Here is a 23,236-nt window from a genome sequence, read left to right as displayed (position 1 = left end):
CGCCGTCGCGCGCCCGTTTCGCGAACTTCCCAGGACGGTGCACGTGTCTGTCTCCCCCGCTTCCGTGTCCCCCGCCTCCCTGGGCGCCGCTTCGGCGCCCACCCAGGCGGACCTGCTCGACTTCGCCCGGCATACGGCCGCCGACACCGGGCTCCTCGCCTCCCTTCCGCTCGATCCGCAGGGCCGCACCTGGGTGCGCCTGGCGGGTCCGGGCGGCAGCGAGGCCTGGCTGATCGGCTGGCCGCCCGGCGCCGGCACCGGCTGGCACGACCACGCCGAGTCGGTCGGCGCCTTCGTGACGGCCTCCGGCGAACTCAAGGAGAAGTCCCTCGCCGCCCGGCTGCCGACCGACGGCTGGCAGACCCTGGAGCTGACCGACGGCATCGACCGGGAACGCCGCCTGCCCGCCGGCGAGGGCCGCGCCTTCGGCCGCCACCATGTCCACGAGGTCCGCAACGAGTCCCGCACCGCGCACGCGATCTCCGTCCACGCCTACTACCCGCCGCTCCCCCGTATCCGCCGCTACAGCCGCACGGGCCCCGTACTGCGCCTGGAGCAGGTCGAGCGCCCGGTGGACTGGCAGTGAGCGCGGCGAACGACCCCGTGGGCGGGTCGCCGGTCGGCATCGACGCGTTGCTGCAACGGGTGCGCGCGGGCTACCGGCGCATCGAGGCACGCGCGGCTCACGAGGCGGCGCAGCGCGGGGAGGCCCTGCTGGTCGACATCCGCTACGCGGCCCTGCGCGAGCGGGACGGGCTGATCCCCGGTGCCCTCGTCATCGAGCGCAACGAACTGGAGTGGCGCCTCGATCCGCAGGGCAGCCACCGGGTGCCCGAGGCCACCGGCCACGACCTGCGCGTCGTGGTCATCTGCAACGAGGGCTACGCGTCCAGTCTCGCCGCCGCCTCCCTCCACCAACTGGGCCTGCACCGGGCGACGGACCTGGTGGGCGGCTTCCAGGCGTGGCGAGCGGCGGGCCTGCCGGTGAACCCGCCGATGCCCTGACCACCCCGCCGTTCCGCCGTACAGCGCACGCGCGGCTTCCGTCCAGCGCTATTCCTTCGCGCTGGACACCGTGACCGCGCGCACCCGCAGCGCCGGCCGTGCCGTAAGCGCGCTTCCGACGAGGCCGAGAAGGCCGGGCACCGCGACGACGGTGACGTAGAGCAGGGGCGTGACCTTGGGCGCGGCCCGGCCGGTCATCCCGGCGCTGAACGCGCTGAGCCGGCGAGCGCGATCCCCCTGCCGACCGAGGTGGCGAGGAGCAGCAGGCTCGGCACCTCGGTGCGCAGCATGCGCAGCACCTGGAGGCGGGTCGCCCCGGCGAGCCGGAGCAGGGCGAACTCCCGGACGCGTTCCGACACCGACATGGCGAGCGTGTTGACGACGGCGAGGGCGGTGAAGACCAGCACCAGGCCCATGGCGAGGTAGTTGACCTCGGCGTTCGTCTGCTGCCGGTCGGCCCGCGGGGCGTCGGCGGCGGGCGGGGAAAGGAGGGCGCCGATCCCGCCTCGGTCATCGAGAGCCCCCGCCCCGAGGGCCTCGGCTGCCGAGGCGTTCCCAGGAACTCAGACGTCCATGTCCCCCAGGAACTCGGTGTCCTCGCCCTCTTCCTCCAGGGCCTGGCGGACGACGCGCAGGGCCATGCCCTCGGAGTAGCCCTTGCGGGCGAGCATCCCGGCGAGGCGGCGGAGCCGCTTGTCACGGTCGAGGCCGCGGGTGGCGCGCAGTTTGCGGTCGACCAGTTCGCGAGCGGTCGCCTCTTCCTGTTCGGAGTCGAGCTGGCCGACGGCCTCGTCGATCAGCTCCGAGTCGACCCCCTTGGTGCGCAGCTCCCGTGCGAGCGCCCGGCGGCCGAGACCACGGCCGTGGTGCCGGGACTCCACCCAGGCGTCCGCGAACGCGCCGTCGTCGATCAGCCCGACCTCCTCGAACCTCGACAGCACCTCCTCGGCCACGTCCTCGGGGATCTCCCGCTTGCGCAGGGCATCGGCGAGCTGCTTGCGGGTGCGCGGGGTCCCGGTGAGCAGGCGCAGGCAGATCGCCCGTGCCCGCTCAGCCGGGTCCCCTGAAGACTCCCCCCGCTCGGCCCTCGACGAGGAAGGGGCGCCTTCGTCCTCCCCGGGCGCGTCTGCGAAGCCGCGCCGCCGCCGGCCCCGGCCGCCGCCCTTGCCACCCCGGCGGCCGACGCCGTCACCGCCGTCACCGCCGTACCCGCGTTCGCCGCTCCCGCGGGGCCCGCCGGGCCCGCCGGGTGCGTCGTGCCCGTCGTATACGCCGTACGAGCCGTGCTCGCCGTACCGGTCGGCCCGGTGTCCGTCGCCGCCGTCCGGGGCGGAGTCCGGGTAGCCCCCGGTGCCCCTCCCCCGTGGGGCACCGGGGACGGCGTACTCGTAATCGGCCCAGTCGGTTCGTCGTGTCACGGGTCCGTCAGCTCTTGGCGGTGGCGGCCTTGGGCTTGGCGGCCTTGGCGGCTGCCGGGGCGGGCACCGCCTTGGCGTCGTCGGTGGCCGCGGTGGTGACCGCCGCGTCCGTACCGGGCTCGGTGGCGGGCTCCTCGGGGCGGACCCCCACGCCCAGCTTCTCCTTGATCTTCTTCTCGATCTCGTTGGCCAGGTCGGGGTTGTCCTTGAGGAAGTTGCGCGCGTTCTCCTTGCCCTGGCCGAGCTGGTCGCCCTCGTACGTGTACCAGGCGCCGGCCTTGCGGACGAAGCCGTGCTCCACGCCCATGTCGATCAGGCCGCCCTCGCGACTGATGCCCTGGCCGTAGAGGATGTCGAACTCTGCCTGCTTGAAGGGCGGCGCGACCTTGTTCTTGACGACCTTGCAGCGGGTGCGGTTGCCGACCGCCTCGGTGCCGTCCTTCAGGGTCTCGATGCGGCGGATGTCGATACGCACCGAGGCGTAGAACTTCAGCGCGCGGCCACCGGTCGTGGTCTCCGGGGAGCCGAACATCACGCCGATCTTCTCGCGGAGCTGGTTGATGAAGATCGCGGTGGTCTTGGACTGGTTGAGCGCGCTGGTGATCTTCCGCAGCGCCTGGCTCATCAGCCGGGCCTGGAGACCCACGTGGCTGTCGCCCATCTCGCCCTCGATCTCCGCGCGCGGGACGAGCGCGGCGACGGAGTCGATGACGATGAGGTCGAGGGCACCGGAGCGGACCAGCATGTCCACGATCTCCAGAGCCTGCTCGCCGTTGTCCGGCTGGGAGAGGATGAGGTTGTCGATGTCGACGCCGAGCTTGCGCGCGTACTCGGGGTCGAGAGCGTGCTCCGCGTCCACGAACGCGACCTGGCCGCCGGCCTTCTGGGCGTTGGCCACGGCGTGCAGGGTCAGGGTCGTCTTACCGGAGGACTCCGGTCCGTAGATCTCCACGACACGGCCGCGCGGCAGGCCACCGACGCCGAGGGCGACGTCGAGCGCGGTCGAGCCGGTCGAGATGACCTCGATGGGCTCCTTCGACCGCTCGCCCATGCGCATGACCGCGCCCTTGCCGAATTGCCGTTCAATCTGTGCGAGCGCGGCGTCGAGCGCCTTCTCGCGGTCGGTTCCTGCCATGGGTTCCACCCGGTTTGCTTGAGTCGATCGCTTCACGTCAAAGACGCTAACGCCTGCCACTGACAATGCGCCCCGACGCAGGCCTGGCCTGTGGATAACCAGGGGACATCTTCCCGCGAAACGGGACGAAACCCACCACCTAGAGCCTCGCCTGAGCCTCCATAAGAATAGATGTTCGATTTTCATGTCAAGCGCACCCCGCGCTGCCGGAACGAAAGGTCCCGGGGCCGGGCGAGCGCCCCTTTCGCCAGGCCCTGACCGGGAACCGTACGCCCTGGCGAACCGGTCACCCGATGGTGCTCCGGGCGCCGGTTCCGCCGCCGCCACCTGCCCCAGGCGGCCATGCTCACGTGAGGCGATGTGGGACCGGCATCGCCGGGCGTAACGGCGGCGAGCCGTGCGGAGTGGCGGGAGAGGCATGGCACAGGGAGGGAGCCGCCGCGGCGGCCTGGACGAGCATGTCGTGCTGCTGGCGGCGGGCGTGGCCGACCTGGCGGTGAGCACGCTGGGCTCGGCCCTGACGACGGTACGGGGGCTGCTGCGCCGCTCGGACGCCGCGGAACTGGCGTCGGCGGCCGAGCAGGATCTGGTGGCGCGCGGCCGGCTGGCCCTGGACCGGTGCGCGAGCGTGCCCCCGGCCCACCTGGAGATCCTCGCCCGGCACGCGCGCGCCCGCCGGGGTGCCCATGGCGGCTGAACGGTGGGACGCGGCCGCGTTCCGTACCCGTGTCGACCAGGTGCTGCGCGACTTCGTCGCCCAGGAGGCCGGTCTGCTGGCCGACGTCGATCCGGCTCTCGGTCCCGTGGCCGGCCAGCTGGAGTCGGCGGTCACGGACGGCAAGCGGCTGCGGGCGGCGTTCTGCTACTGGGGCTGGCGCGCGGCCGGCCAGCCGGACAGCGACGCGCTGGTGCGGGCCGCGGCCTCCATGGAGCTGGTGCACGCCGCCGCGATCGTGCACGACGACCTGATCGACGACAGTCCGCTGCGGCACGGCCGGCCCACCGCCCATCTGGCGCTGCGCGGTGCCGTGAGCGGACATCCGCGTCCCGGCGCCGCCGCGCGGTCGCTGGCGATGCTGGTCGGTGATCTGCTGATGTCACTGGCCGGGCAGTCGTTCGTCACCTGCGGCCTGCCCGCCGCGTACCTGGCCCGCGCCCGGCCGCTGTGGTCGCTGCTGGCCCGGGAGCTGATCGCGGGCGAGTGCCTGGAGATCCTGCACACGGGGGCCGTCCCGGACACCGCGGCGTCGCTGAAGGTGATCCGGTACAAGACCGCCAAGTACACCGTGGAGCAGCCCCTGTTGATCGGCGGCACCCTGGCCGGGGCCGGCGAACGGCTACGGGCGGGCTACTCGGCGTACGGGCTGCCGCTCGGCGAGGCCTTCCAATTGCGCGACGACCTGCTCGGCCTGTTCGGGGACCCGGAGCGCACCGGGAAGGCCGACTCCGACGACGTATGCGGCCGCCGGCCCACCGCGCTGCTGGCGGAGACCTGGCGCATCGCCGGAGCGGACGAGCGGGAGCACCTGCGGTCCCTGCTGGGCCGGGGCGAGCCGGACCGCGTGGGCCTGGACGCCGTGCGGGAGGTGATGCGGCGGCTCGGGGCTCCGGACCGCGTCGAGAACATGATCTCCGCGCGCGTGGCGGAGGCGCTCGACGCCCTCCACGAGCTGGACGTGCCCGCGCCCGCCACCGACGCCCTGACCGCGCTGGCGCACGCGGCGACGGTCCGCCCGTACTGACGGGGCTGACCGGCTGACCGGGGGGACGCAGCCTCTCCCCGCCCACATCCACGGCCCCACGGCCCACGGCCCGCGAGCAACTGACCCCTGCCCCTGGCCTTCGTGACTTCCCGGACAAGGAGCCCCTGCCATGACCTTCACCGAGGCTTCGATGGACGCCCTGCGGGAGACCGGCGACGAACTCGCCGACGCCACCGTCGCCACCCTCTTCGCGCGCGGGGAGGTCGGCACCTTCAACACACTGATGCGGTACGTCTCCACGGCCGGCGCTCCGCTGCCGGACGGCCTGCCCGACGTGGCCCGCGAGTACCTGCAGGCGACGAGCGTGCCGCCGACCTGGATCGACTGGGGCGAGATGGAGAGGGCGCGACTGTTCTTCATCGACAACAACGTGCACATCTCCACGGCGCTGTCCTTCGCGGCCATGCCCGCCTGTTACGTGGTCCCGCACGTGGCACGGCTGCTGTCGGGCACGCACTCGCTGAAGTACCCCTCCAAACGGATGGCGGAGACGGGTCAGTTCACCGTCTACCTGATGCAGCCCGACGCTTTCGAGGCGGGCAGCCGCTTCGTCCCGGCGGCCCAGAAGATCCGGCTGCTGCACGCGTCCATCCGCCACCATCTGAAGCGCGAGAACCGCTGGGACACCGCGGCCCTGGGCGCGCCGATCTGCCAGGAGGACATGATCGGCGGGCAGATGTTCTTCTCGCTGCTGGTCCTCGACAGCCTGCACCGCCTGGGCATCCACATGACCACGGAGGGCGCGCAGGCCTACTACTACGCCTGGCGGGTGGTCGGGGCGATGCTCGGCGTCGACCAGGAGGCGGTGCCGAAGACCCTGGAGGAGGCGCGGAGCTTCCTGGACCTGTACATGATCCGTCACATGGGCCCGTCGGAGGAGGGCGCGGAGCTGACGCGACAGCTCATCGACCTCTACGAGGAGGTCGTGCCCGGCACCCTCTTCGACCCGATCGTCTCGGCCCTCGTCCGCTACCTGATCGGCGACACCTGCGCCGACTGGCTCGGGGTGCCCCGCACCCGCTGGGACACCCTGGTCAAGGCCGTCCCGCACCTCCTCGGGGTGCTGGAGACCATCGAGGACCGCTCCCCGCTCGGCGCCTGGGCCCTGGACCGGCTCGGCCATCTGACGACGGTCTTCGAGCTGTCCTCCCTCACCCGGGGGCGCGTGATGCACTACGCCATCCCCGAGCACCTCAAGAAGGACTACGGCGTCACCGACGCGGTGCCCCGCACCAGGCGCTGGACGCCGCCCGCCGCCACGGTCTCCTGACCCTGGCCCCCGCTGCCGCCGCCCTCTCCCGGCCAGGTGCCGGGCGCCGCTGCTCCCGCCGGCGTACGGCGCGTGCCCCGGCCGGACGACGACCGCCGGGATGGCGATCAGCGCGCCGACGGCACCGAGCAGCGCGGTGCCCGCGATGACCGAGCCGAAGGCGACCGCCGGGTGGATGTCGACCGACTCGGCGGTCAGCTTGGGCTGGAGCATCTAGTTCTCGAACTGCTGGTAGACCACCACGAAGATCAGCACCCACACCGCGTACCAAGGGGCCACGGTGAAGGCGATCAGCATCGGCAGCGCGCCCGCGAGGTACGTCCCGATGGTGGGGATGAACTGCGACACCAGCCCCACCCAGACACCGAGCACGGGCGCGTACGGCACGCCGAAGGCCTGGAGCAGGATGTAGTGCGCGATGCCGGATATGAGGGCCATCAGGCCACGCGAGTACAGATAGCCGCCCGTCTTGTCGACGGCGATCTCCCAGGCCCGCAGCACCTCGGCCTGGCGTGCGGGCGGCAGCACGGAGCACAGCGCGCGGCGCAGCCGGGGGCCGTCGGCGGCGAAGTAGAACGAGAACAGCGCCACCGTCAGCAACTGGAATGATCAACAGTCCGGTGAGCTGGTGGAAGGCCCACGTGCCCAGCTGGAACACGGCGACCAGGGCCAGCGCGAGCACCATGGCGCGCGGCAGCCAGCGCGGCATACGGCCACCACTCGGAACGGCGGCGCCCGGGACCGGGGGCCGGTCGGGCGCTGTCGTGCCGGTGGATGCCGTGTGCCGGGTCAGCGGCTCGTTGTCCTCGTCAGTGCGTGCCACGGGCCAAGTCTCGCCGAGGCCACCGACAACAGGCGTCCACCTGCGGTTTCGTGACCGATCAGTGCCCTGACGACGCCGCCTCTGGAGGAAGGGGAGGGGGTCAGCGCCGCTCGCCGGGCACGTCCATGACGGTGCAGACCACCCGCCAGACATCCTTGGCGTCCCAGCCCGCGTCCAGCGCCTCGTTCACCGTGCGTCCGCCCAGCTCCGTCATGACGTGATCGCGCGCGAAGGTGTCGGCGTACCCCGGACCGAAGTGTTCCGCCATCCGCTGCCAGAAGACCGTCAACCGCATGAATTCCGCTCCATACCCACCTTGACCTGCATGTTTCCAACCTCTCACGCCCCCGCACGACCGTCAGGGGGTTTCCAGGGAGTTCGCCTCCCCGCTGAGACAAGCATGCATGGCGGCGCGACCTCGTGTGCCTGCGTCGTGGGGCGCTGGGAAGTCGCGGTTGCATGCACTGCTACCGCTGCTGTCGGCGGACCCTGGGCCCCGGAACTGACGGCGCGGGTTCGTCGCCACGGGCGTTCTTTGGCCGGCGCGCGGTCAGGATGCTTCTGCGGGGGCGGGTCCCAGTGACCTGATCGCGGCGTCGATCGCGGTGACCAGAAGCGCCGGGTCGTGTCCGGCGCGTCCCGCAGCCCGAGCACCGTGGTGAACAGCGATTCCACGGCGGCCTCGGCGTCGAGGCCGATTGGGTCCGTCGCCCGCACCCAGGCCTCCCCGGTGAGCACCTCCCCGCCCGACGCCGGCACCGCCCGACGCAGCATCCTTCCCCGGCCGGCCTTCAGTGCCGCTTACGTGCCACGTCCGCCTGTACCGCCCGCCTGCGGCTGCGCCCAGGTACGACGGAGCCCTCCCTGGAAGGGATCGTCGACGAACGACCGGTAGAGCGTGTACAGCCTGACGCCGACGCCGCTCACGGAGGCGTCTTCCTGGAGGTCGGCGCCGGCCCATTCGGTGACGACGATCGCGCGCTCGCCATCAGAGGTCAGGTGGACGTGCTCCGCGAGCAGGCCCGACGCCGGCACCGCCACGGTCCGCGCATGGTCCTCCGCCACCGTGCTCACGCCGAAGACGGCAGCCGGTCGCAGCCGGTCACATCGTGTCGTGGACCACACTGCCGTCAAGACGAGTTCGAATCAGCCCGGGACGCTCGATATCAGGCACCAATGTGTCGACACGGCTGACGACCCCGGTACGTCGGGCACGAGCCCACGCCAGGTGCTCGTCATCGTTGGTCCACTGCGCGTAGAAGAAGAGACTCGCCCCGTCCAAGGACACGAAGACGTGCTGTGCCAGACGCCCGGAAGGTGTACCGGCCGCGGTCCACTCGTCAACCATGGCGTCAGCGGCCGCGCGTGATCGTTCGGCAGTACCGGTAAGCCACTCGCTCATCAAAGCTGTTCCGGCCTTTGGGTGCCGGAGATCCACAAAGCGTGTCATGGCCGTTGAGTCTCATACGTCAAGCGCAGTTGAGGTCAAGGTCAACGCCCCAACACAGCGCCGCCGTTGCTGTTGAGGAACTCACCCGTGATGTAACCGGCTTCCGGAGACGCGAGGAAGGCGACGGCTGCCGCGATGTCCCCGGGCTCCCCCACCCGGCCGACCAGAGTCTGGGACCGACGCCTGGCGAGCTCCCCCTCGTCGGCCGAAGCGCCGAAGAACGCGGTACCCGCGATGAACCCGGGCAGCATGACATTGGCTGTCGCACCATGCGGTCCCAACTGCTGGGCCAGCGTGTGATTCCACGCCATCAGGGCCGCCTTGGCCGCGCCGTAGGCTCCGTTCCCCCGGAGAGCGGCCACGGAGCCGATGGTGACGACGGGACTTTCGGGGGTATCAGCGCGGGACGGCCCGGGACGCGGAGGGCTCACACATCCGCACAACAATGCAGGTCATCGCACTGACCCACCAAAATCTCCGCGGGCCGGCGGATCTCCTGCTCCCAGGAAGACCGTCAACCGCGTGACCCCGGTATCCCGCCCCTGGGGGTGGGCCCCGGCCGGGACCGCTTGCCGAGACCGCTTTCCGTTCTACGGTCTGACGCATGGCCGACACCGGAGCTTCCCCGCTCCCTCCCACGCCCCAGGCGCGCTCCCCGCTCTTCCGCGCCGAACAGTTCGTATGGCTCACCGCGCGCGTGCTGGAGCAGCGCCTCTTCGCGTACCACTTCCTGCACGGCGCCCCGGACGCCGTGGAGGCGGCGCTGGACGCCTACCGCAACGAGGACGGCGGGTACGGGCACGCGCTGGAGCCCGATCTGCGCGGACCCGTGAGCCAGCCCCTGCACACCGCGCACGCGCTGCACGTCCTGGACGCCATCGGGCGCTGCGGCGGGCAGCGGGTGGAGCGCGTGTGCCGTTATCTCACCTCCGCCTCCACGGCGGAGGGCGCCCTTCCGGCGATCCACCCCAGCCAGCGCGGCTATCCGGCGGCCCCGTTCGTGCCGGTCGTCGACGACCCGCCCAGCGACCTGCTCGCCACCGGGCCGGTGGTCGGGCTGCTGCACCGCAACGAGGTGTGGCACGCCTGGCTGTTCCGGGCCACGGACTTCTGCTGGCAGGCAGTGGACTGCCTGGAGAAGTCCCACCCCTACGACGTGCAGGCCGCCGTGGCCTTCCTGGACGCCGCTCCCGACCGCTCGCGCGCGGAGGCCGCCGCCGACCGGCTGGGCCGCATGGTGCGCGAGCAGCGGCTGGCGGTCCTCGAACCCGACCGGCTCGACGCCTACCCGGTCGCCTCCGGTTACGCCCCCGGCGAGCACCACTTCCCGCACGACTTCGCGCGCAGCCCGGACTCGCTCGCGCGCGCGTGGTTCACGGACGGCGAGATGTCCCGCTCCCTCGACCACCTGACTGCCGAGCAGCAGGACGACGGCGGCTGGCCCGTCCGTTGGCGCCGGTGGGCCCCGGCCCCCGCACTGGAAGCCCGCTCCCAGGTGACGATCAAGGCACTGCGGACCCTGAGGGCGTACGGCCGCTTCGTGGGCTGAGCCCACCGGAGGCGGCGGCTCTCAGGTGACGGGCGACGGACAGCACGCGCGCGAGCGCGAAGCCGGCCCCGTCCCCGCGCGCGTACCGCGAAGCCGGCTCCGTCCCCGCGCGCGTATGGCGAGGCCGGCGCCGTCCCCGCGCGCGTATGGCGAGGCCGGCGCCGCCGCGACGCCGGCTCCGGCCGTCCGGACCCAGCCGCGGCTGGACGGTCGGCCGCGCAGCCACGCGGCGGCAGCCGGTCAGGGGCCGGGTCGCCAGCCGCAGCGGCCTCCCGGCGGAAGCCGGTGCTTCTTCCCTCCTGTCCGCAGCGGCCCGTGGCAGGACGTCGGCGGGCCGGCGCGTCGCCCCCTCGGCGGCGGGCCACCCGGTGGACCGGCCGACCGGTGCGGCGGGGCCGAGGAAGCGCGAGGCGGCCCGCGGCCGTCGGCCATTGCCCCGGAGCCGACAGCGTCTTCGCAGGTCAGCGCGATTGTCAGTGGCCGGGTGCAGGATGGACGCATGGTCAGCTCCGCACACCGAGCCCTCGACGGCTTCTCCCCCGCGACCCGCGGCTGGTTCACGGGGGCGTTCTCCGCGCCCACCGCGGCCCAGGCAGGCGCGTGGCAGGCCATCGGGGCGGGTTCGGACGTCCTGGTGGTGGCCCCGACCGGCTCGGGCAAGACGCTGGCCGCGTTCCTCGCCGCCCTGGACCAGCTGGCCTCGACCCCGGCCCCGGCCGACCCGAAGAAGCGCTGCCGGGTGTTGTACGTGTCCCCGCTGAAGGCCCTCGCGGTCGACGTCGAGCGCAATCTGCGCAGTCCGCTGACCGGTATCCGACAGGAGTCCGTGCGCCTCGGCCTGCCCGAGCCCGAGGTCAGGGTCGGCATCCGCTCCGGCGACACCCCGGCCGCCGAGCGCCGCGCGCTGTCCACGCGCCCGCCGGACATCCTGATCACCACGCCCGAGTCGCTGTTCCTGATGCTGACCTCGGCCACGCGCGACGCGCTCACGGGCGTGGAGACGGTGATCCTGGACGAGGTGCACGCGGTCGCGGGCACCAAGCGCGGCGCGCATCTGGCGCTGTCCCTGGAGCGGCTGGACGAGCTGCTGCCGCGGCCGGCCCGCCGGATCGGCCTGTCGGCGACCGTGCGCCCGGTGGACGAGGTGGCCCGCTATCTCTCGCCGCGCCGCAAGGTGGAGATCGTCCAGCCGGAGTCCGGCAAGGAGTTCGACCTGTCGGTGGTCGTCCCGGTGCAGGACATGGGCGAGCTGGGCGGCTCTCCGGCGGCCGACGCCGCGGACGGCGCCGAGAAGCCGTCGATCTGGCCGCATGTCGAGGAGCGGATCGCCGACCTGGTCCAGGCCCACCGCTCCACGATCGTCTTCGCCAACTCCCGGCGCCTCGCGGAGCGCCTGTGCAACCGGCTCAACGAGATCGCGTACGAGCGTGCCACCGGCGAGCCCCTGGCCGAGCACCACGCCCCCGCCCAGCTGATGGGCGGCTCGGGCGCGGCCCAGGGCGCCCCCCCGGTCATCGCCCGCGCGCACCACGGCTCGGTCTCCAAGGAGCAGCGCGCGCTGGTCGAGGAGGACCTGAAGGCGGGTCGGCTGCCCGCGGTGGTCGCCACGTCCAGCCTGGAGCTGGGCATCGACATGGGCGCCGTCGACCTCGTCGTCCAGGTCGAGTCCCCGCCCTCGGTCGCCTCCGGCCTCCAGCGCGTCGGCCGCGCGGGGCACCAGGTGGGCGCCGTCTCCACCGGTGTCGTCTTCCCCAAGTACCGCGGTGACCTCGTCCAGGCGGCCGTCGTCACCGAGCGGATGCGCTCGGGCTCGATCGAGTCCCTGAGGGTGCCCGCGAACCCGCTGGACGTACTCGCCCAGCAGCTGGTCGCCATGACCGCCCTGGACACCTGGCAGTTCGACGACCTGCTCGCCGTGGTCCGCCGCGCGGCGCCCTTCGCCTCGCTGCCGGAGTCGGCGTTCACGGCGGTCCTCGACATGCTCGCCGGCCGCTACCCGTCGGACGCGTTCGCGGAGCTGCGCCCGCGCGTGGTGTGGGACCGCGTGACCGGTGAGGTCACCGGCCGGCCGGGAGCCCAGCGCCTCGCCGTGACCTCCGGCGGCACGATCCCCGACCGGGGCTTGTTCGGCGTCTTCCTCGCCGGTTCCGACCCGAAGAAGGGCGGCGGCCGGGTCGGCGAGCTGGACGAGGAGATGGTGTACGAGTCGCGGGTGGGCGATGTCTTCACCCTGGGCACCAGCTCCTGGCGCATCGAGGACATCACGCGCGACCGCGTCCTGGTCTCCCCCGCGCCCGGCGTCCCCGGCCGCCTCCCCTTCTGGAAGGGCGACCAGCTGGGCCGCCCGCTCGAACTGGGCCGCGCGGTGGGCGCGTTCCTGCGTGAGGTCGGCTCCCTGCCCAAGGAGGACGCCAGGCTGCGCCTGCTGACGGCGGGCCTGGACGCGTGGGCGGCGGACAACGTGGTGTCGTATCTGGACGAGCAGCGCGAGGCCTGCGGCCATGTGCCGGACGACCGCACGATCGTCGTGGAGCGCTTCCGCGACGAGCTGGGCGACTGGCGGGTGGTCGTCCACTCTCCCTTCGGCGCACAGGTCCACGCCCCCTGGGCGCTCGCGCTCGGCGCCCGCCTGTCCGAGCGGTACGGCATGGACGCGCAGGTCATGCACGCCGACGACGGCATCGTGCTGCGCCTGCCCGACGCCGACCTGATGGGCCTGGACCTGCTCGACCAGGAGCCGATGAAGGCCGGCACGGAGTACGACAGTGAGCAGGCGCCGGTCGGCGCGGCGGACGTCGCCTTCGACAAGGGAGAGATCGACCAGATCGTCACCGACCAGGTCGGGGGCTCCGCCCTGTTCGCCTCCCGTTTCCGCGAGTGCGCCGCCCGCGCGCTGCTGCTGCCGCGCCGCAACCCCGGCAAGCGCACGCCCCTGTGGCAGCAGCGCCAGCGCGCGGCGCAACTGCTGCAGGTGGCGAGCGAGTTCGGATCGTTCCCGATCGTCCTGGAAGCGGTCCGGGAATGCCTCCAGGACGTCTTCGACGTCCCCGGGCTCGTCGAGCTGATGGGCGACCTCGAGTCCCGCAAGGTCCGCCTGGTCGAGGTCACCACTCCGGAGCCGTCCCCGTTCGCCCGTTCCCTCCTGTTCGGTTACGTCGCCCAGTTCCTGTACGAGGGCGACTCCCCGCTCGCCGAGCGCCGCGCCGCCGCGCTGTCCCTGGACTCCCGTCTGCTCGCCGAGCTGCTCGGCCAGGCGGAGCTGCGCGAGCTGCTCGACGCCGAGGTGCTGACCGAGCTGGAGCGCGAGCTGCAGTGGCTCACCGAGGACCGCCGGGTCAAGGACGTGGAGGGCGTGGCCGACGTGCTGCGGCTGCTCGGTCCGCTGACCGACGCCGAACTGGTCGCGCGGGGCGCGGACCCGCACTGGGCGCGGGAGCTGGCCGGGGCCCGCCGGGCCATCAGGGTCCGGATCGCCGGCGCCGACCACTGGGCGGCGATCGAGGACGCCGGCCGGCTGCGGGACGCGCTCGGCACGGCGCTGCCGGTCGGCGTGCCCGAGGCCTTCACCGAGCCGGTCAAGGACCCGCTCGGCGACCTCCTCGCGCGCTATGCCCGTACGCACGGCCCGTTCACCTCGGCCACGGTGGCGGCCCGTTTCGGTCTCGGCATCGCCGTGACCGAGGGTGCGCTGCACCGGCTCTCGGCCGGAGGCCGGGTCGTCCAGGGCGAGTTCCACCCCGCCGGCATCGGCCAGGAGTGGTGCGACGCGGCCGTACTGCGTCGTCTGCGCCGCCGCTCCCTGGCGGCCCTGCGCCATGAACTGGAGCCCGTCCCGCCCGCCGCGCTCGCGCAGTTCCTGCCCCAGTGGCAGCACATCGGCAAGGGCCACGGGCTGCGTGGGATCGACGGACTGGTGCGTGCCGTCGAGCAGTTGCAGGGCGCCGCCGTGCCCGCGTCCGCGCTGGAGAAGCTGGTCCTGCCCTCCCGCGTGGCGAGCTACACGCCCGCGATGCTCGACGAGCTGACCGCGGCCGGCGAGGTGGTGTGGGCCGGCGCGGGCGCCCTGCCCGGCAAGGACGGCTGGGTCTCCCTGTATCTGGCGGACGCGGCTCCCGTGCTCCTGCCGCCGCCGCATCCGCTGGAGCTGACCGCGCTCCACCAGTCCGTCCTGGACGCGCTCCACGGCGGCTACGGCCTGTTCTTCCGCCAGATCGCCGACCAGGTGCGGGCCACGACCCACCCCGACGTCACCGATCCCCACCTGGCCGACGCACTGTGGGACCTGGCCTGGTCCGGGCGGCTCACCAACGACACCCTCGCCCCGATGCGCTCCCTGCTGGGCTCGGGCCGTACGGCCGGCTCGACGGCGCACCGCGCCAAACGGTCGGTCCCGCGCGGGCGTTACGGCTCCCTGACGGCCGCAGCCCGCCCCGCCTCCCGCTCGGGTCCGCCGACCGTCGCGGGCCGGTGGTCGCTGCTGCCCGCGGCGGAACCGGACGCCACCGTGCGCGCCCACGCACTCGCCCGCACCCTCCTCGACCGGCATGGCGTGGTCACGCGCGGGGCGGTCGCCGCGGAGGGCGTCGAAGGCGGTTTCTCGGCGGTGTACCGGGTGCTGTCGGCGTTCGAGGAGAGCGGCCAGGCCCGGCGCGGCTACGTGGTCGAGGGGCTGGGCGCGGCACAGTTCGCCATGGACGGCGCGGTGGACCGCCTCCGCGCGGTGGCCAACGCCCGCGACCGCGGCGAAGGCCTGCCCGTCCCCGGCCACGGGAACAGCTCGCACCAGACCGGCTTCCCCGACTTCTCGAACGGCTCCGGCGGCAGCGACGGCGGGCCCCATGGCCACGCCCTCCCCGGTGTCTTCGACGGCGCGGACGGCGGCCTCGCCCACCCCGGCCTCGACGGCGACTTCACCTGGCCGCCGGTGGAGCCCCCGCCCGGCCCCGGCGAGTACGTCTCCCCCCGCGACCTGGCCGACCCCTTCGCCTCCCCCGGCTACGGCGGCCCCCGGGGCGGCGGCACCACGGCCTACGGCTCCCCGGCGCCCCGGAGCTACGGCAGCTACGGCAGCTACGGCAGCTACGGCAGCTACGGCAGCTACGGCAGCGGTCGTACGGGCTCGCCGTCCCCCGACCCCCGAGCCGTGGTGCTCGCCGCGGCCGACCCCGCCAACGCCTACGGCGCCGCCCTCGCCTGGCCGGAGTCACCCACCGGCGCCGGGCACAAGCCGGGCCGCAAGGCAGGCTCGCTGGTCGTCCTCGTGGAAGGCGAGCTGACGCTGTACATGGAACGCGGCGGCAAGACCCTCCTCGCCTGGCCCGCCGCCCCGGACGTCGAGGCGTCGGAGGACACCCGGCTGCGTACGGCGGCCGAGGCCCTGGCCGGAGCGGCCCGCGCGGGCTCGCTCGGCACGGTCACGGTCGAGCGGATCAACGGCGCCCAGGCCCTGACCTCGCCGATAGGCGCCCTCCTGGAAGGAGCGGGCTTCGTGGCGACACCGCGCGGCCTGCGCCTGAGAGCGTGACGCCCCGCCGCGAGAGCCGTGACGGGCGATGCCACGACGGCACGCATCACGACGGCAGGCACCACCAAGGCTCGCGCCAGGCCAGCAGGCGCCATGCTGTGTCGCCGACCCTCCGCGGGGCCGTCGTCGCTGGTCCCGCCCGCAGCCCGCAGCCGCCCACCCTCATGGCACCCTGGACGCATGCCCGAAGGTGACACGGTCTGGCAGGCCGCGCGGCGGCTGCACGAGGCCCTCGCGGGCAAGGCGCTGACCGTCAGCGACTTCCGGGTGCCGAAGTACGCGACGGTCGACCTCACCGGCCGCGCGGTGCTGAGCACGGTTCCGCGCGGCAAACACCTGCTCACCCGCTTCGAGGGCGGCCTGACGCTGCATACGCACCTGCGGATGGAGGGGGCGTGGAAGGTGTACGGCAGCGGGGAGCGCTGGCGGGGTGGTCCGGCGTACCAGATCCGTGCGGTCCTCGGCACCGCCGACCGCACGGCGGTGGGCTACCGCCTCCAGGTGCTGGAGCTGCTGCGCACGCAGGAGGAGGAGCGGGTCGTCGGCCATCTCGGCCCGGACCTGCTGGGCCCGGACTGGGACCCCGACCGCGCCCTGGCCAACCTCCTCGCCGACCCGGCCCGCCCGCTCGGCGAGGCCCTGCTCGACCAGCGCAACCTGGCCGGTATCGGCAACATCTACAAGAGCGAGCTGTGCTTCCTGCTCGGCGTCACTCCCTGGCTGCCCGTCGGCGCGCTGTCCCCGGACCGCGCGGAGCAGCTGCCGCCACTCGCCAGGAAACTCCTGGAGGCGAACCGCGACCGCCCGGTCCGCCAGACCACGGGCCTGCACCGGTACGACCTGTTCGTCTACGGCCGCGCGCCCCGCCCGTGCCTGCGCTGCCACACTCCCGTCCGCGCGGCCGACCAGGGCGACGGCTCCCAGGACCGCCCCACCTACTGGTGCCCGACCTGCCAGACGGGTCCCGCCCCCGCACCCGGCACACCACAACGCTGGAAGGACCGCTACCCCCGCCGCCCGCGCTGAACCCCTGCCCCTGAGCCACTCCCGACCCGACCGGAACCTGGGCCGACCCCGATCCCACGCACAGCCCGCCCGCCAATTGACGGTTCGTCAGAAACACTCGTACGGTCACTTCATGGCTCTCACGGCGTACGACCTCACCGGCCGCACCGCGTTCGTCACCGGAGCGGCCGGCGGAATCGGCCGGGCCTCCGCCGTGCTGCTCGCCGAGGCAGGGGCGACGGTGCACTGCGCCGACCGGGACGCGGAGGGGCTGGCCGGCACGGCGGAACTGATCGGGAAACGCGGCGGCACGGCCCGTACCCATGTCCTGGACGTCACCGACCGGGGCCGGCTGGCCGAGGCCGTCCGGTCCTGTGGACGCCTGGACGTGATGGCGGCGATCGCCGGGATCATGCACAGCAGCCCGGTGCTGGAGACCCGCGACGAAGATCTCGACCGGGTGCTGGACGTCAACTTCAAGGGTGTGCTGTACGCCTGCCAGGAGGCGGCTCGTGTGATGCTCGACCGGGAGACCCGGGGCAGCATCGTCACGATGGCATCCGGTGCCGTGGACACGGGCGGCCCTGGGCTCCTGTGCTACGGCGTGGCGAAGGCGGCCGTCGTCCAGCTCACCAGGACCCTTGCCGCCGAGGTGGGCCGGCATGGCATCCGGGTCAACGCGGTCGCACCGGGCTGGATCCGCACCCCCATGACCGAGCGCCACGATCGCGCGGCGCAGGCGCACACCGAGGCCACGATGGCCCGGATCGCCCCCCTCGGCCGGGTCGGCGAGCCGGACGACGTCGCGCACACGGTGCTGTACCTGGCGTCGGACGCCTCGGCGTTCACGACGGGCCAGATACTCCGTCCGAACGGGGGGGTGGCGATGCCGTGGTGATGTTTCCGGCCCCCCTCGCCTCCTCGATGCCCGCGGCGTTCTCGATGCCTCCGGCGTCCCCGTCGGCCCCGGCGTCCGCGCCGCCTCCGGCACCCCCGCCACCCCCGGTGTCCCCGGTGCGCCAGGCCGACACCCAGCGTCCCGTCGGCAGCGCCCCGGCCGCCCGCCCCTTGGGCACACAGTGCACGGGCAGTACGCTCAGCCCCCAGCCGCCGGCCACGACGGCCCCTTCCAGCACCCCCGAGCCCTGCCCCAGCGCCAGCCGCAGCCCGGCCCACCACCACACGCTCGTGAGCCCCAGTCCGAGTGCCCAGCGCACTATCCGCGCCACCATGGCCGCCACCACCTCCTGCGGGACGCTAGACCGCCGCCCGACCGGCGCGGGAGGCGCACTGCGGGCTTACCGGTGCACACGCACCTGAGCGTCGCCCCAGGCGGCCCTCGCGGCGCAGGACAGCCCCACAGCAGAGGGCGCGGAACTCGCGCTTACGCGTTCTCCGCCTGGAACATCCAGTGGTGCTTCTCCAGATCCGCGGTGATCCCGATGAAGATGTCCTGGGAGACCGGATCCGGTTGCCCCGTGGCCTCGACCCGCTCCCGCATCCGGGTGATCACCGCGCCGAGCGCCTCCACCATCGTCCCGACCGCGTCGCCGTCCTTGATCCAGCCCGCCGGGGTGCTGCCGATACCGCTGCCGGAGGACACCGTTGCGGCACGGCCGTCAGGCGGCACACCGAGGGCCGAGGCCCGCTCGGCCACCGTGTCGGAGTGGGTGCGCGCGGAGGCGACGACCTCGTCCAGTTGGAGGTGGATGGACCGGAAGCGGGGCCCGACGACGTTCCAGTGGATCTGCTTGGCGACCAGGGACAGGTCCACCAGGTCGACGAGGGCGCCCTGGAGCGCCTCGGACACGGTCTTCAGGTCCGCGTCGGCCAGCGGGCTCTTCACGACGTACATCCGCTCTACCTCCGGTGCTTCGGCGTCGTCACGTCTCTCCACCATGACGGCACCGCCCAGACCCGGCAAACGCACGCCCAACCGGTCCCGGAACGGCAGAAACCCCGGTCGGCTCCCCAGGTCTCCCTGGGGCAGCGGGCCGGGGCCTCACTCGCTTGCGGATCCGCGTACCGGATCACCAGGCCGCGCGCGCGAAGCTCACGCGGCGACCACGTCCACCGCCTCGGCGGGCGCCTTGATGGTCACCCGTTCCGGTGGCACACCGGTCACCGACACGGAACCCAGCATCGGACGGACCGGCGTGGGGACGGTCTCGGTGGCCGCGGCGGACTGGGCCAGCTCGGCGAGCGCCAGCTCGTCGCTCACCTCTCGCATGAGTTCCGACATCCGTACGTCCAGCGCGTCGCAGATGGCGGCGAGCAGCTCGGAGGAAGCCTCCTTCTGCCCCCGCTCCACCTCGGAGAGATAGCCGAGTGAGACTCGGGCGGACGAGGAGACTTCGCGCAGAGTACGGCCCTGGCGTTGGCGCTGCCGACGCAGCACGTCACCCAGCAGGCGACGGAGCAGAATCATCGGTGGCTCCCTCCTCGGACCGCGTAGCCGCATCCTTCTCGCCCCACCGTACCGCCTCGCGCCGCGGCCGTGCGGGGAGCGATGTCGTGTTCACTCAGGGCTGCAAACATCAAAACCCCCCGTTCCGTTCCGTATCCTGTGCCCGCTCATTCCCGGTCTGTTCGCCCGCAAGCTCCTTCAGAAGCAGTGCGAGTACGCTCCGTACACTCTCCATACGAATTTCCGCACGGCTGCCGTTCAACCGCAGAGCCTCCACTTTTCCGCCAGCGGCAGAACCGGGGCGGTCCGTGAGGGGCCCGTCGACGGCCACGAACACCGTGCCGACGGGCTTGCCGCCCTGCGGGTCGGGACCGGCGACCCCGGTGGTCGCGAGGCCCCAGTCGGCGCCCAGAGCCTTCCGTACTCCGGCCGCCATCTGGGCCGCGACCTGCGGGTCCACCGCTCCCTGTTGTGCCAGCAAGGTGGCGTCGACGCCCAGCAGCTCGTGCTTGAGCTCCGTGGCGTAGGCAGTGACCGAACCCCGCAGCACCTTGGACGCTCCGGGGACCTGAGTGATCTCCGCCGCCACCAGTCCACCGGTGAGCGACTCGGCGACGGCAAGGGTCTCGCCCCTCACGGTCAGTAGCCGCACCAGGTCGGTGGCTGTGGAACTCACGCTTCCTCATCCTCCAACGCAGCCGCGCGCTCGGCGATTCCCCGGCGGCGCAGCACAATGGCTTGTCTTACGTAGTCGAGGCCGGTGACGACGGTGAGGACGACCGCCACAGCCATCACCCAGAACCTCAGAGTCGCCAGCCATCCCGTCAGTGCCAGGACGTACATCCCGACGGCGACGCCCTGGGTGAGCGTCTTGAGCTTGCCGCCCCGGCTGGCGGGGATCACGCCGTAGCGAATGACCAGAAAACGCAGCAGGGTGATGCCGAGTTCCCGGCCGAGGATCACGATGGTGACCCACCACGGCAGATCACCGAGGGACGACAGGCAGATCAGCGCCGCTCCCATGATGGCCTTGTCGGCGATGGGATCGGCGATCTTCCCGAAGTCGGTGACCAGGTTGTAGGTGCGTGCCAGATGCCCGTCGAACAGGTCGGTGATCATGGCGACGGCGAAGGCCGCCCAGGCCAGCGAGCGCCAGGCCGGGTCGTAGCCGCCGTTCGCCAGCATCAGTGCCACGAAACCGGGCACCAGGACCAGCCGGAGCATGGTCAGCAGATTGGCGACGTTCCACACGCTCGCCTGGTTGACGGCCGCGGCCGCGATCTTCCCGCCGCGCGCGGGCTTGCCGTCGCTGTCGGGACCTGGAGCAGAACCGGAGACCTCGGACCGCGCGCCGTCGGCAGCGGCGGCCGAACCCCGGGCGCTCTGGGCACCTGAGGAGCCGCCCGCGGCGGATGCCGGGACTCCGGTCATCTGCCCGCCTCCTCACTACACCCGAGCGAGCCGGCCAGCGGCTCGGCCACCAGGTCGACACCTTCCGTACCGACCACCTTCGCCTCGACCATACGTCCGACGCTCAGGCCTTCGCCGCTCGTGAGCAGCACCTGGCCGTCGGTCTCGGGCGCCTGGTGCGCGGCGCGGCCGTAGACGCCCTCCTCCTCGTCGACGGACTCGACCAGGACACGCACCGTCTGCCCGACGCGCTCCTCGGCACGCTGCGAGACCAGCTCCTGCGCCAGCCGGGACACCCGGGCCAGGCGCTCGGCGACGACGTCCTCGTCCAGCTTGTCGTCGTACGTCGCCGCCTCCGTGCCCTCCTCGTCGGAGTAGCCGAAAACACCGATGGCGTCCAGCCGGGCGCCGTTCAGGAAGCGCTCCAGCTCGGCGAGGTCTGCCTCGCTCTCGCCGGGGAAGCCGACGATGAAGTTGGAGCGCACACCGGCCTCGGGGGCCTTGGTACGGATCGTGTCGAGCAGCTCCAGGAAGCGGTCGGTGTCGCCGAAGCGGCGCATGGCACGCAGCACGTCGGGCGCGGAGTGCTGGAACGACAGGTCGAAGTACGGCGCGACCTTGGGCGTCGAGGTCAGGACGTCGATGAGACCCGGGCGCATCTCGGCCGGCTGGAGGTAGCTCACCCGCACCCGCTCGATGCCGTCGACCTCGGCCAGCTCCGGCAGCAGGGACTCCAGCAGGCGGATGTCGCCCAGGTCCTTGCCGTAGGAGGTGTTGTTCTCGGAGACCAGCATGATCTCCTTCACGCCCTGTTCGGCCAGCCAGCGCGTCTCGTTCAGCACGTCGCTCGGGCGGCGCGAGATGAAGGAGCCGCGGAAGGATGGGATGGCGCAGAAGGAGCAGCGCCGGTCGCAGCCGGAGGCGAGCTTGACCGAGGCGACCGGGGAGCCGTCGAGACGGCGGCGCAGGGGAGCGCGCGGGCCGGAGGCGGGCGCGACGCCCTCCGGGAGGTCGGCGGGGCCGTGACCGGGCAGCGCGACGGACGCGGCCGACTCCTGGCGCTCGGCCGGGGTGATCGGCAGCAGCTTGCGGCGGTCGCGCGGGGTGTGGGAGGCGTGGATGCCGCCGGACAGGATGGTCTGCAGGCGGTCGGAGATGTCCGCGTAGTCGTCGAAGCCGAGCACGCCGTCGGCCTCGGGCAGCGCCTCGGCCAGCTCCTTGCCGTACCGCTCGGCCATGCAGCCCACCGCCACGACGGCCTGGGTTCTTCCGCGGTCCTTGAGGTCGTTGGCCTCCAGCAGGGCGTCGACGGAGTCCTTCTTCGCGGCTTCGACGAAGCCACAGGTGTTGACCACGGCGACGTCGGCGTCCGCGGCGTCCTCGACGAGCTGCCAGCCGTCCGCCTCCAAACGGCCTGCGAGCTCCTCGGAGTCCACCTCGTTACGAGCGCAGCCGAGAGTGACGAGTGCGACGGTACGGCGTTCAGGCATGGGCTCAAGACTACTTTGTCTCACCGACAGCCCACGTCGACGGGGTTGGCCGATCTTGGCCGACCCCGTCACATCCGCTCTGCCGAAGGGCCGTCCCACCCGCCGTGGGGCTGGCCCCGAAGGGTGCGTCAGCCCGCCACCGGGTCGCCCTTCGTGTAGGTGAGGCGCTCCACGGTCCCCGGCTGGAAGTTGTCGTCGATCTTCTTGCCGTTGACGTACAGCTCGATCGCACCGGCGTCGCCGAGAATCAGGTTGATCTTGGAACTGTCCTGGAAGGTCTTGGACTGGCCCTTGGCCAGCAGCCCGTCGAACAGCATCCGGCCGTTGTGGTCCTTGGCCGAGATCCAGCTACGCCCCTTGGGGGCGCTGACCTGCACGGTCACCTTGTCCTGGGGCGCCGCCGCGATGGCGCTGTCGGAAGGTTCGGGGCTCGGCGCGACGGGCTTGTCCTTCTTCGGGGTGGGTGAGGCGGACTTCGGGGTGGAGGACGTGGCGCCCTCGGCGACCTGCGTCCTGGAGCCGTTTGCGCCGTCGCCGCCCTTGAGAGCGGTGAAGCCGACGAAACCGATCACGACGACGATCGCGGCGACCATGGCCGCGGTCCAGTTCGGCCCGCGCCGCTCGGGGCGGATCCGCTCCGCCTCGAACAGGGGTGCCGCCGGGGTGGGTGCGGGACGGCCGCCGTGCTCGGCGTCGTACTGGGCGATCAGGGGCGCGGGATCCAGGTGGACCGCCTTGGCCAGCGTACGGATGTGCCCGCGCGCGTACACGTCACCGCCGCAAGGGGCGAAGTCGTCCGCCTCGATGGCGTGCACTATGGCGATACGGACACGAGTGGCACTGCTGACGTCGTCCACGGTGAGCCCGGCCGCGATCCGCGCCTGCTGGAGAGCGCGGCCCACGGAGACGCGGGCCTCCTGGGACTCGTCTGGGAACGGACGCTCGTCTTCAGGGGAGTTGCCGATGGACACGGGGGCGCCTTTCGAG

22 protein-coding genes and 2 pseudogenes are annotated in these 23,236 nt (G+C 72.6%); 9 read left to right on the top strand and 15 right to left on the bottom strand.

Annotation, left to right across the window (positions count from 1 at the left end):
* Positions 1-43: 43 nt before the first annotated feature.
* The gene (locus ACZ60X_RS04180) at positions 44-586 is read left to right on the top strand and encodes a cupin domain-containing protein (protein ID WP_469593088.1); all 543 of its coding nucleotides are present in this window, start codon (positions 44-46) and stop codon (positions 584-586) included.
* Entirely contained in the window at positions 577-1,005 is a 429-nt protein-coding gene (locus ACZ60X_RS04175) for a rhodanese-like domain-containing protein (RefSeq protein ID WP_469594363.1), read from the top strand. The genes ACZ60X_RS04180 and ACZ60X_RS04175 overlap by 10 nt, the downstream gene beginning before the upstream one ends.
* Positions 1,006-1,053: 48 nt before the next feature.
* Here the strand turns inward: ACZ60X_RS04175 and ACZ60X_RS04170 are convergent.
* The 3 genes and pseudogenes from ACZ60X_RS04170 to recA form a co-directional block, all read right to left on the bottom strand.
* Positions 1,054-1,496: pseudogene (locus ACZ60X_RS04170) on the bottom strand (FtsX-like permease family protein); the annotation flags it as partial.
* 72 nt (positions 1,497-1,568) lie between these two features.
* Positions 1,569-2,423 carry a recombination regulator RecX gene (gene recX, locus ACZ60X_RS04165; RefSeq protein WP_469593085.1) on the bottom strand — a complete coding sequence of 285 codons (855 nt, stop codon included), beginning with the start codon at positions 2,421-2,423 and terminating at the stop codon, positions 1,569-1,571.
* Positions 2,424-2,430: 7 nt separating this feature from the next.
* Positions 2,431-3,558 (bottom strand): recombinase RecA, encoded by a 1,128-nt coding sequence (gene recA, locus ACZ60X_RS04160; RefSeq protein ID WP_469593083.1) that lies wholly within the window; start codon positions 3,556-3,558, stop codon positions 2,431-2,433.
* A gap of 418 nt (positions 3,559-3,976) precedes the next feature.
* Here recA and ACZ60X_RS04155 point away from each other — a divergent pair, with 418 nt between their 5' ends.
* The 3 genes from ACZ60X_RS04155 to ACZ60X_RS04145 all read left to right on the top strand — a co-directional run bounded on the left by ACZ60X_RS04155 (position 3,977) and on the right by ACZ60X_RS04145 (position 6,591).
* Positions 3,977-4,255 (top strand): polyprenyl synthetase, encoded by a 279-nt coding sequence (locus ACZ60X_RS04155; protein ID WP_469593081.1) that lies wholly within the window; start codon positions 3,977-3,979, stop codon positions 4,253-4,255.
* Complete coding sequence (locus tag ACZ60X_RS04150) at positions 4,245-5,300, top strand: polyprenyl synthetase family protein (protein ID WP_469593079.1); 1,056 nt, start codon at positions 4,245-4,247, stop codon at positions 5,298-5,300. The genes ACZ60X_RS04155 and ACZ60X_RS04150 overlap by 11 nt, the downstream gene beginning before the upstream one ends.
* A 130-nt stretch (positions 5,301-5,430) precedes the next feature.
* Positions 5,431-6,591 carry an oxygenase MpaB family protein gene (locus tag ACZ60X_RS04145; RefSeq protein ID WP_469593077.1) on the top strand — a complete coding sequence of 387 codons (1,161 nt, stop codon included), beginning with the start codon at positions 5,431-5,433 and terminating at the stop codon, positions 6,589-6,591.
* Positions 6,592-6,681: 90 nt separating this feature from the next.
* On the opposite strand, the pseudogene ACZ60X_RS04140 reads toward ACZ60X_RS04145, so the two are convergent.
* The 5 genes and pseudogenes from ACZ60X_RS04140 to ACZ60X_RS04120 all read right to left on the bottom strand — a co-directional run.
* Positions 6,682-7,300 (bottom strand): annotated as a pseudogene (locus tag ACZ60X_RS04140) (AI-2E family transporter); the annotation flags it as partial.
* Between the two features lie 214 nt (positions 7,301-7,514).
* Positions 7,515-7,709, bottom strand: coding sequence for a DUF3046 domain-containing protein (locus ACZ60X_RS04135; RefSeq protein WP_469593075.1), 195 nt, complete (start codon positions 7,707-7,709; stop codon positions 7,515-7,517).
* 506 nt (positions 7,710-8,215) lie between these two features.
* The gene (locus ACZ60X_RS04130; RefSeq protein ID WP_469593073.1) at positions 8,216-8,488 is read right to left on the bottom strand and encodes a hypothetical protein; all 273 of its coding nucleotides are present in this window, start codon (positions 8,486-8,488) and stop codon (positions 8,216-8,218) included.
* Positions 8,489-8,516: 28 nt separating this feature from the next.
* Positions 8,517-8,816, bottom strand: a complete 300-nt coding sequence (locus tag ACZ60X_RS04125; protein WP_469593070.1) for a hypothetical protein — start codon at positions 8,814-8,816, stop codon at positions 8,517-8,519.
* A gap of 89 nt (positions 8,817-8,905) precedes the next feature.
* The gene (locus tag ACZ60X_RS04120) at positions 8,906-9,295 is read right to left on the bottom strand and encodes an SDR family NAD(P)-dependent oxidoreductase (RefSeq protein WP_469593068.1); all 390 of its coding nucleotides are present in this window, start codon (positions 9,293-9,295) and stop codon (positions 8,906-8,908) included.
* A 173-nt stretch (positions 9,296-9,468) separates the two neighbouring features.
* Here ACZ60X_RS04120 and ACZ60X_RS04115 point away from each other — a divergent pair, with 173 nt between their 5' ends.
* The 4 genes from ACZ60X_RS04115 to ACZ60X_RS04100 all read left to right on the top strand — a co-directional run bounded on the left by ACZ60X_RS04115 (position 9,469) and on the right by ACZ60X_RS04100 (position 17,840).
* Positions 9,469-10,413: a hypothetical protein gene (locus tag ACZ60X_RS04115; RefSeq protein ID WP_469593065.1), complete on the top strand. Its 945-nt coding sequence runs from the start codon at positions 9,469-9,471 to the stop codon at positions 10,411-10,413.
* Between the two features lie 499 nt (positions 10,414-10,912).
* Positions 10,913-15,937 (top strand): ATP-dependent helicase, encoded by a 5,025-nt coding sequence (locus ACZ60X_RS04110; RefSeq protein WP_469593063.1) that lies wholly within the window; start codon positions 10,913-10,915, stop codon positions 15,935-15,937.
* Positions 15,938-16,117: 180 nt separating this feature from the next.
* Positions 16,118-16,963 carry an Fpg/Nei family DNA glycosylase gene (locus ACZ60X_RS04105; RefSeq protein WP_469593061.1) on the top strand — a complete coding sequence of 282 codons (846 nt, stop codon included), beginning with the start codon at positions 16,118-16,120 and terminating at the stop codon, positions 16,961-16,963.
* 112 nt (positions 16,964-17,075) lie between these two features.
* Positions 17,076-17,840, top strand: a complete 765-nt coding sequence (locus ACZ60X_RS04100) for an SDR family NAD(P)-dependent oxidoreductase (protein ID WP_469593059.1) — start codon at positions 17,076-17,078, stop codon at positions 17,838-17,840.
* On the opposite strand, the gene ACZ60X_RS04095 is transcribed toward ACZ60X_RS04100, so the two are convergent.
* The 7 genes from ACZ60X_RS04095 to ACZ60X_RS04065 form a co-directional block, all read right to left on the bottom strand.
* Entirely contained in the window at positions 17,788-18,174 is a 387-nt protein-coding gene (locus tag ACZ60X_RS04095) for a hypothetical protein (RefSeq protein ID WP_469593056.1), read from the bottom strand. The genes ACZ60X_RS04100 and ACZ60X_RS04095 overlap by 53 nt on opposite strands.
* Positions 18,175-18,326: 152 nt before the next feature.
* The gene (locus tag ACZ60X_RS04090; protein ID WP_469594361.1) at positions 18,327-18,797 is read right to left on the bottom strand and encodes a Dps family protein; all 471 of its coding nucleotides are present in this window, start codon (positions 18,795-18,797) and stop codon (positions 18,327-18,329) included.
* 198 nt (positions 18,798-18,995) lie between these two features.
* Positions 18,996-19,370, bottom strand: coding sequence for a helix-turn-helix domain-containing protein (locus ACZ60X_RS04085; RefSeq protein ID WP_469593054.1), 375 nt, complete (start codon positions 19,368-19,370; stop codon positions 18,996-18,998).
* Between the two features lie 109 nt (positions 19,371-19,479).
* Positions 19,480-20,025 carry a CinA family protein gene (locus ACZ60X_RS04080; RefSeq protein WP_469593052.1) on the bottom strand — a complete coding sequence of 182 codons (546 nt, stop codon included), beginning with the start codon at positions 20,023-20,025 and terminating at the stop codon, positions 19,480-19,482.
* On the bottom strand, positions 20,022-20,780 hold the full coding sequence (gene pgsA, locus ACZ60X_RS04075; protein ID WP_469593049.1) for a CDP-diacylglycerol--glycerol-3-phosphate 3-phosphatidyltransferase: 759 nt from the start codon (positions 20,778-20,780) through the stop codon (positions 20,022-20,024). The genes ACZ60X_RS04080 and pgsA overlap by 4 nt, the downstream gene beginning before the upstream one ends.
* Positions 20,777-22,249 (bottom strand): 30S ribosomal protein S12 methylthiotransferase RimO, encoded by a 1,473-nt coding sequence (gene rimO, locus ACZ60X_RS04070; protein ID WP_469593047.1) that lies wholly within the window; start codon positions 22,247-22,249, stop codon positions 20,777-20,779. Before rimO ends, pgsA begins: the two co-directional genes overlap by 4 nt.
* 128 nt (positions 22,250-22,377) lie before the next feature.
* Positions 22,378-23,220 (bottom strand): helix-turn-helix domain-containing protein, encoded by an 843-nt coding sequence (locus ACZ60X_RS04065; RefSeq protein ID WP_469593045.1) that lies wholly within the window; start codon positions 23,218-23,220, stop codon positions 22,378-22,380.
* Positions 23,221-23,236: the final 16 nt, after the last annotated feature.

The organism is Streptomyces sp. NPDC104106 (genome assembly GCF_055584345.1).
This window is presented reverse-complemented; position numbering and strand designations above follow the sequence as displayed.

Excerpts from the sequence above, each read along its gene's own strand:
- ACZ60X_RS04100 (WP_469593059.1), top strand. The coding sequence starts at position 17,076 with ATGGCTCTCACGGCGTACGACCTCACCGGCCGCACCGCGTTCGTCACC.
- ACZ60X_RS04085 (WP_469593054.1), bottom strand. The coding sequence starts at position 19,370 with ATGATTCTGCTCCGTCGCCTGCTGGGTGACGTGCTGCGTCGGCAGCGC.
- ACZ60X_RS04115 (WP_469593065.1), top strand. The coding sequence starts at position 9,469 with ATGGCCGACACCGGAGCTTCCCCGCTCCCTCCCACGCCCCAGGCGCGC.
- ACZ60X_RS04135 (WP_469593075.1), bottom strand. The coding sequence starts at position 7,709 with ATGCGGTTGACGGTCTTCTGGCAGCGGATGGCGGAACACTTCGGTCCG.
- ACZ60X_RS04105 (WP_469593061.1), top strand. The coding sequence starts at position 16,118 with ATGCCCGAAGGTGACACGGTCTGGCAGGCCGCGCGGCGGCTGCACGAG.
- ACZ60X_RS04145 (WP_469593077.1), top strand. The coding sequence starts at position 5,431 with ATGACCTTCACCGAGGCTTCGATGGACGCCCTGCGGGAGACCGGCGAC.
- ACZ60X_RS04155 (WP_469593081.1), top strand. The coding sequence starts at position 3,977 with ATGGCACAGGGAGGGAGCCGCCGCGGCGGCCTGGACGAGCATGTCGTG.
- ACZ60X_RS04090 (WP_469594361.1), bottom strand. The coding sequence starts at position 18,797 with ATGTACGTCGTGAAGAGCCCGCTGGCCGACGCGGACCTGAAGACCGTG.
- ACZ60X_RS04110 (WP_469593063.1), top strand. The coding sequence starts at position 10,913 with ATGGTCAGCTCCGCACACCGAGCCCTCGACGGCTTCTCCCCCGCGACC.
- recA (WP_469593083.1), bottom strand. The coding sequence starts at position 3,558 with ATGGCAGGAACCGACCGCGAGAAGGCGCTCGACGCCGCGCTCGCACAG.
- rimO (WP_469593047.1), bottom strand. The coding sequence starts at position 22,249 with ATGCCTGAACGCCGTACCGTCGCACTCGTCACTCTCGGCTGCGCTCGT.
- ACZ60X_RS04125 (WP_469593070.1), bottom strand. The coding sequence starts at position 8,816 with ATGAGCGAGTGGCTTACCGGTACTGCCGAACGATCACGCGCGGCCGCT.
- ACZ60X_RS04095 (WP_469593056.1), bottom strand. The coding sequence starts at position 18,174 with ATGGTGGCGCGGATAGTGCGCTGGGCACTCGGACTGGGGCTCACGAGC.
- ACZ60X_RS04150 (WP_469593079.1), top strand. The coding sequence starts at position 4,245 with ATGGCGGCTGAACGGTGGGACGCGGCCGCGTTCCGTACCCGTGTCGAC.
- pgsA (WP_469593049.1), bottom strand. The coding sequence starts at position 20,780 with ATGACCGGAGTCCCGGCATCCGCCGCGGGCGGCTCCTCAGGTGCCCAG.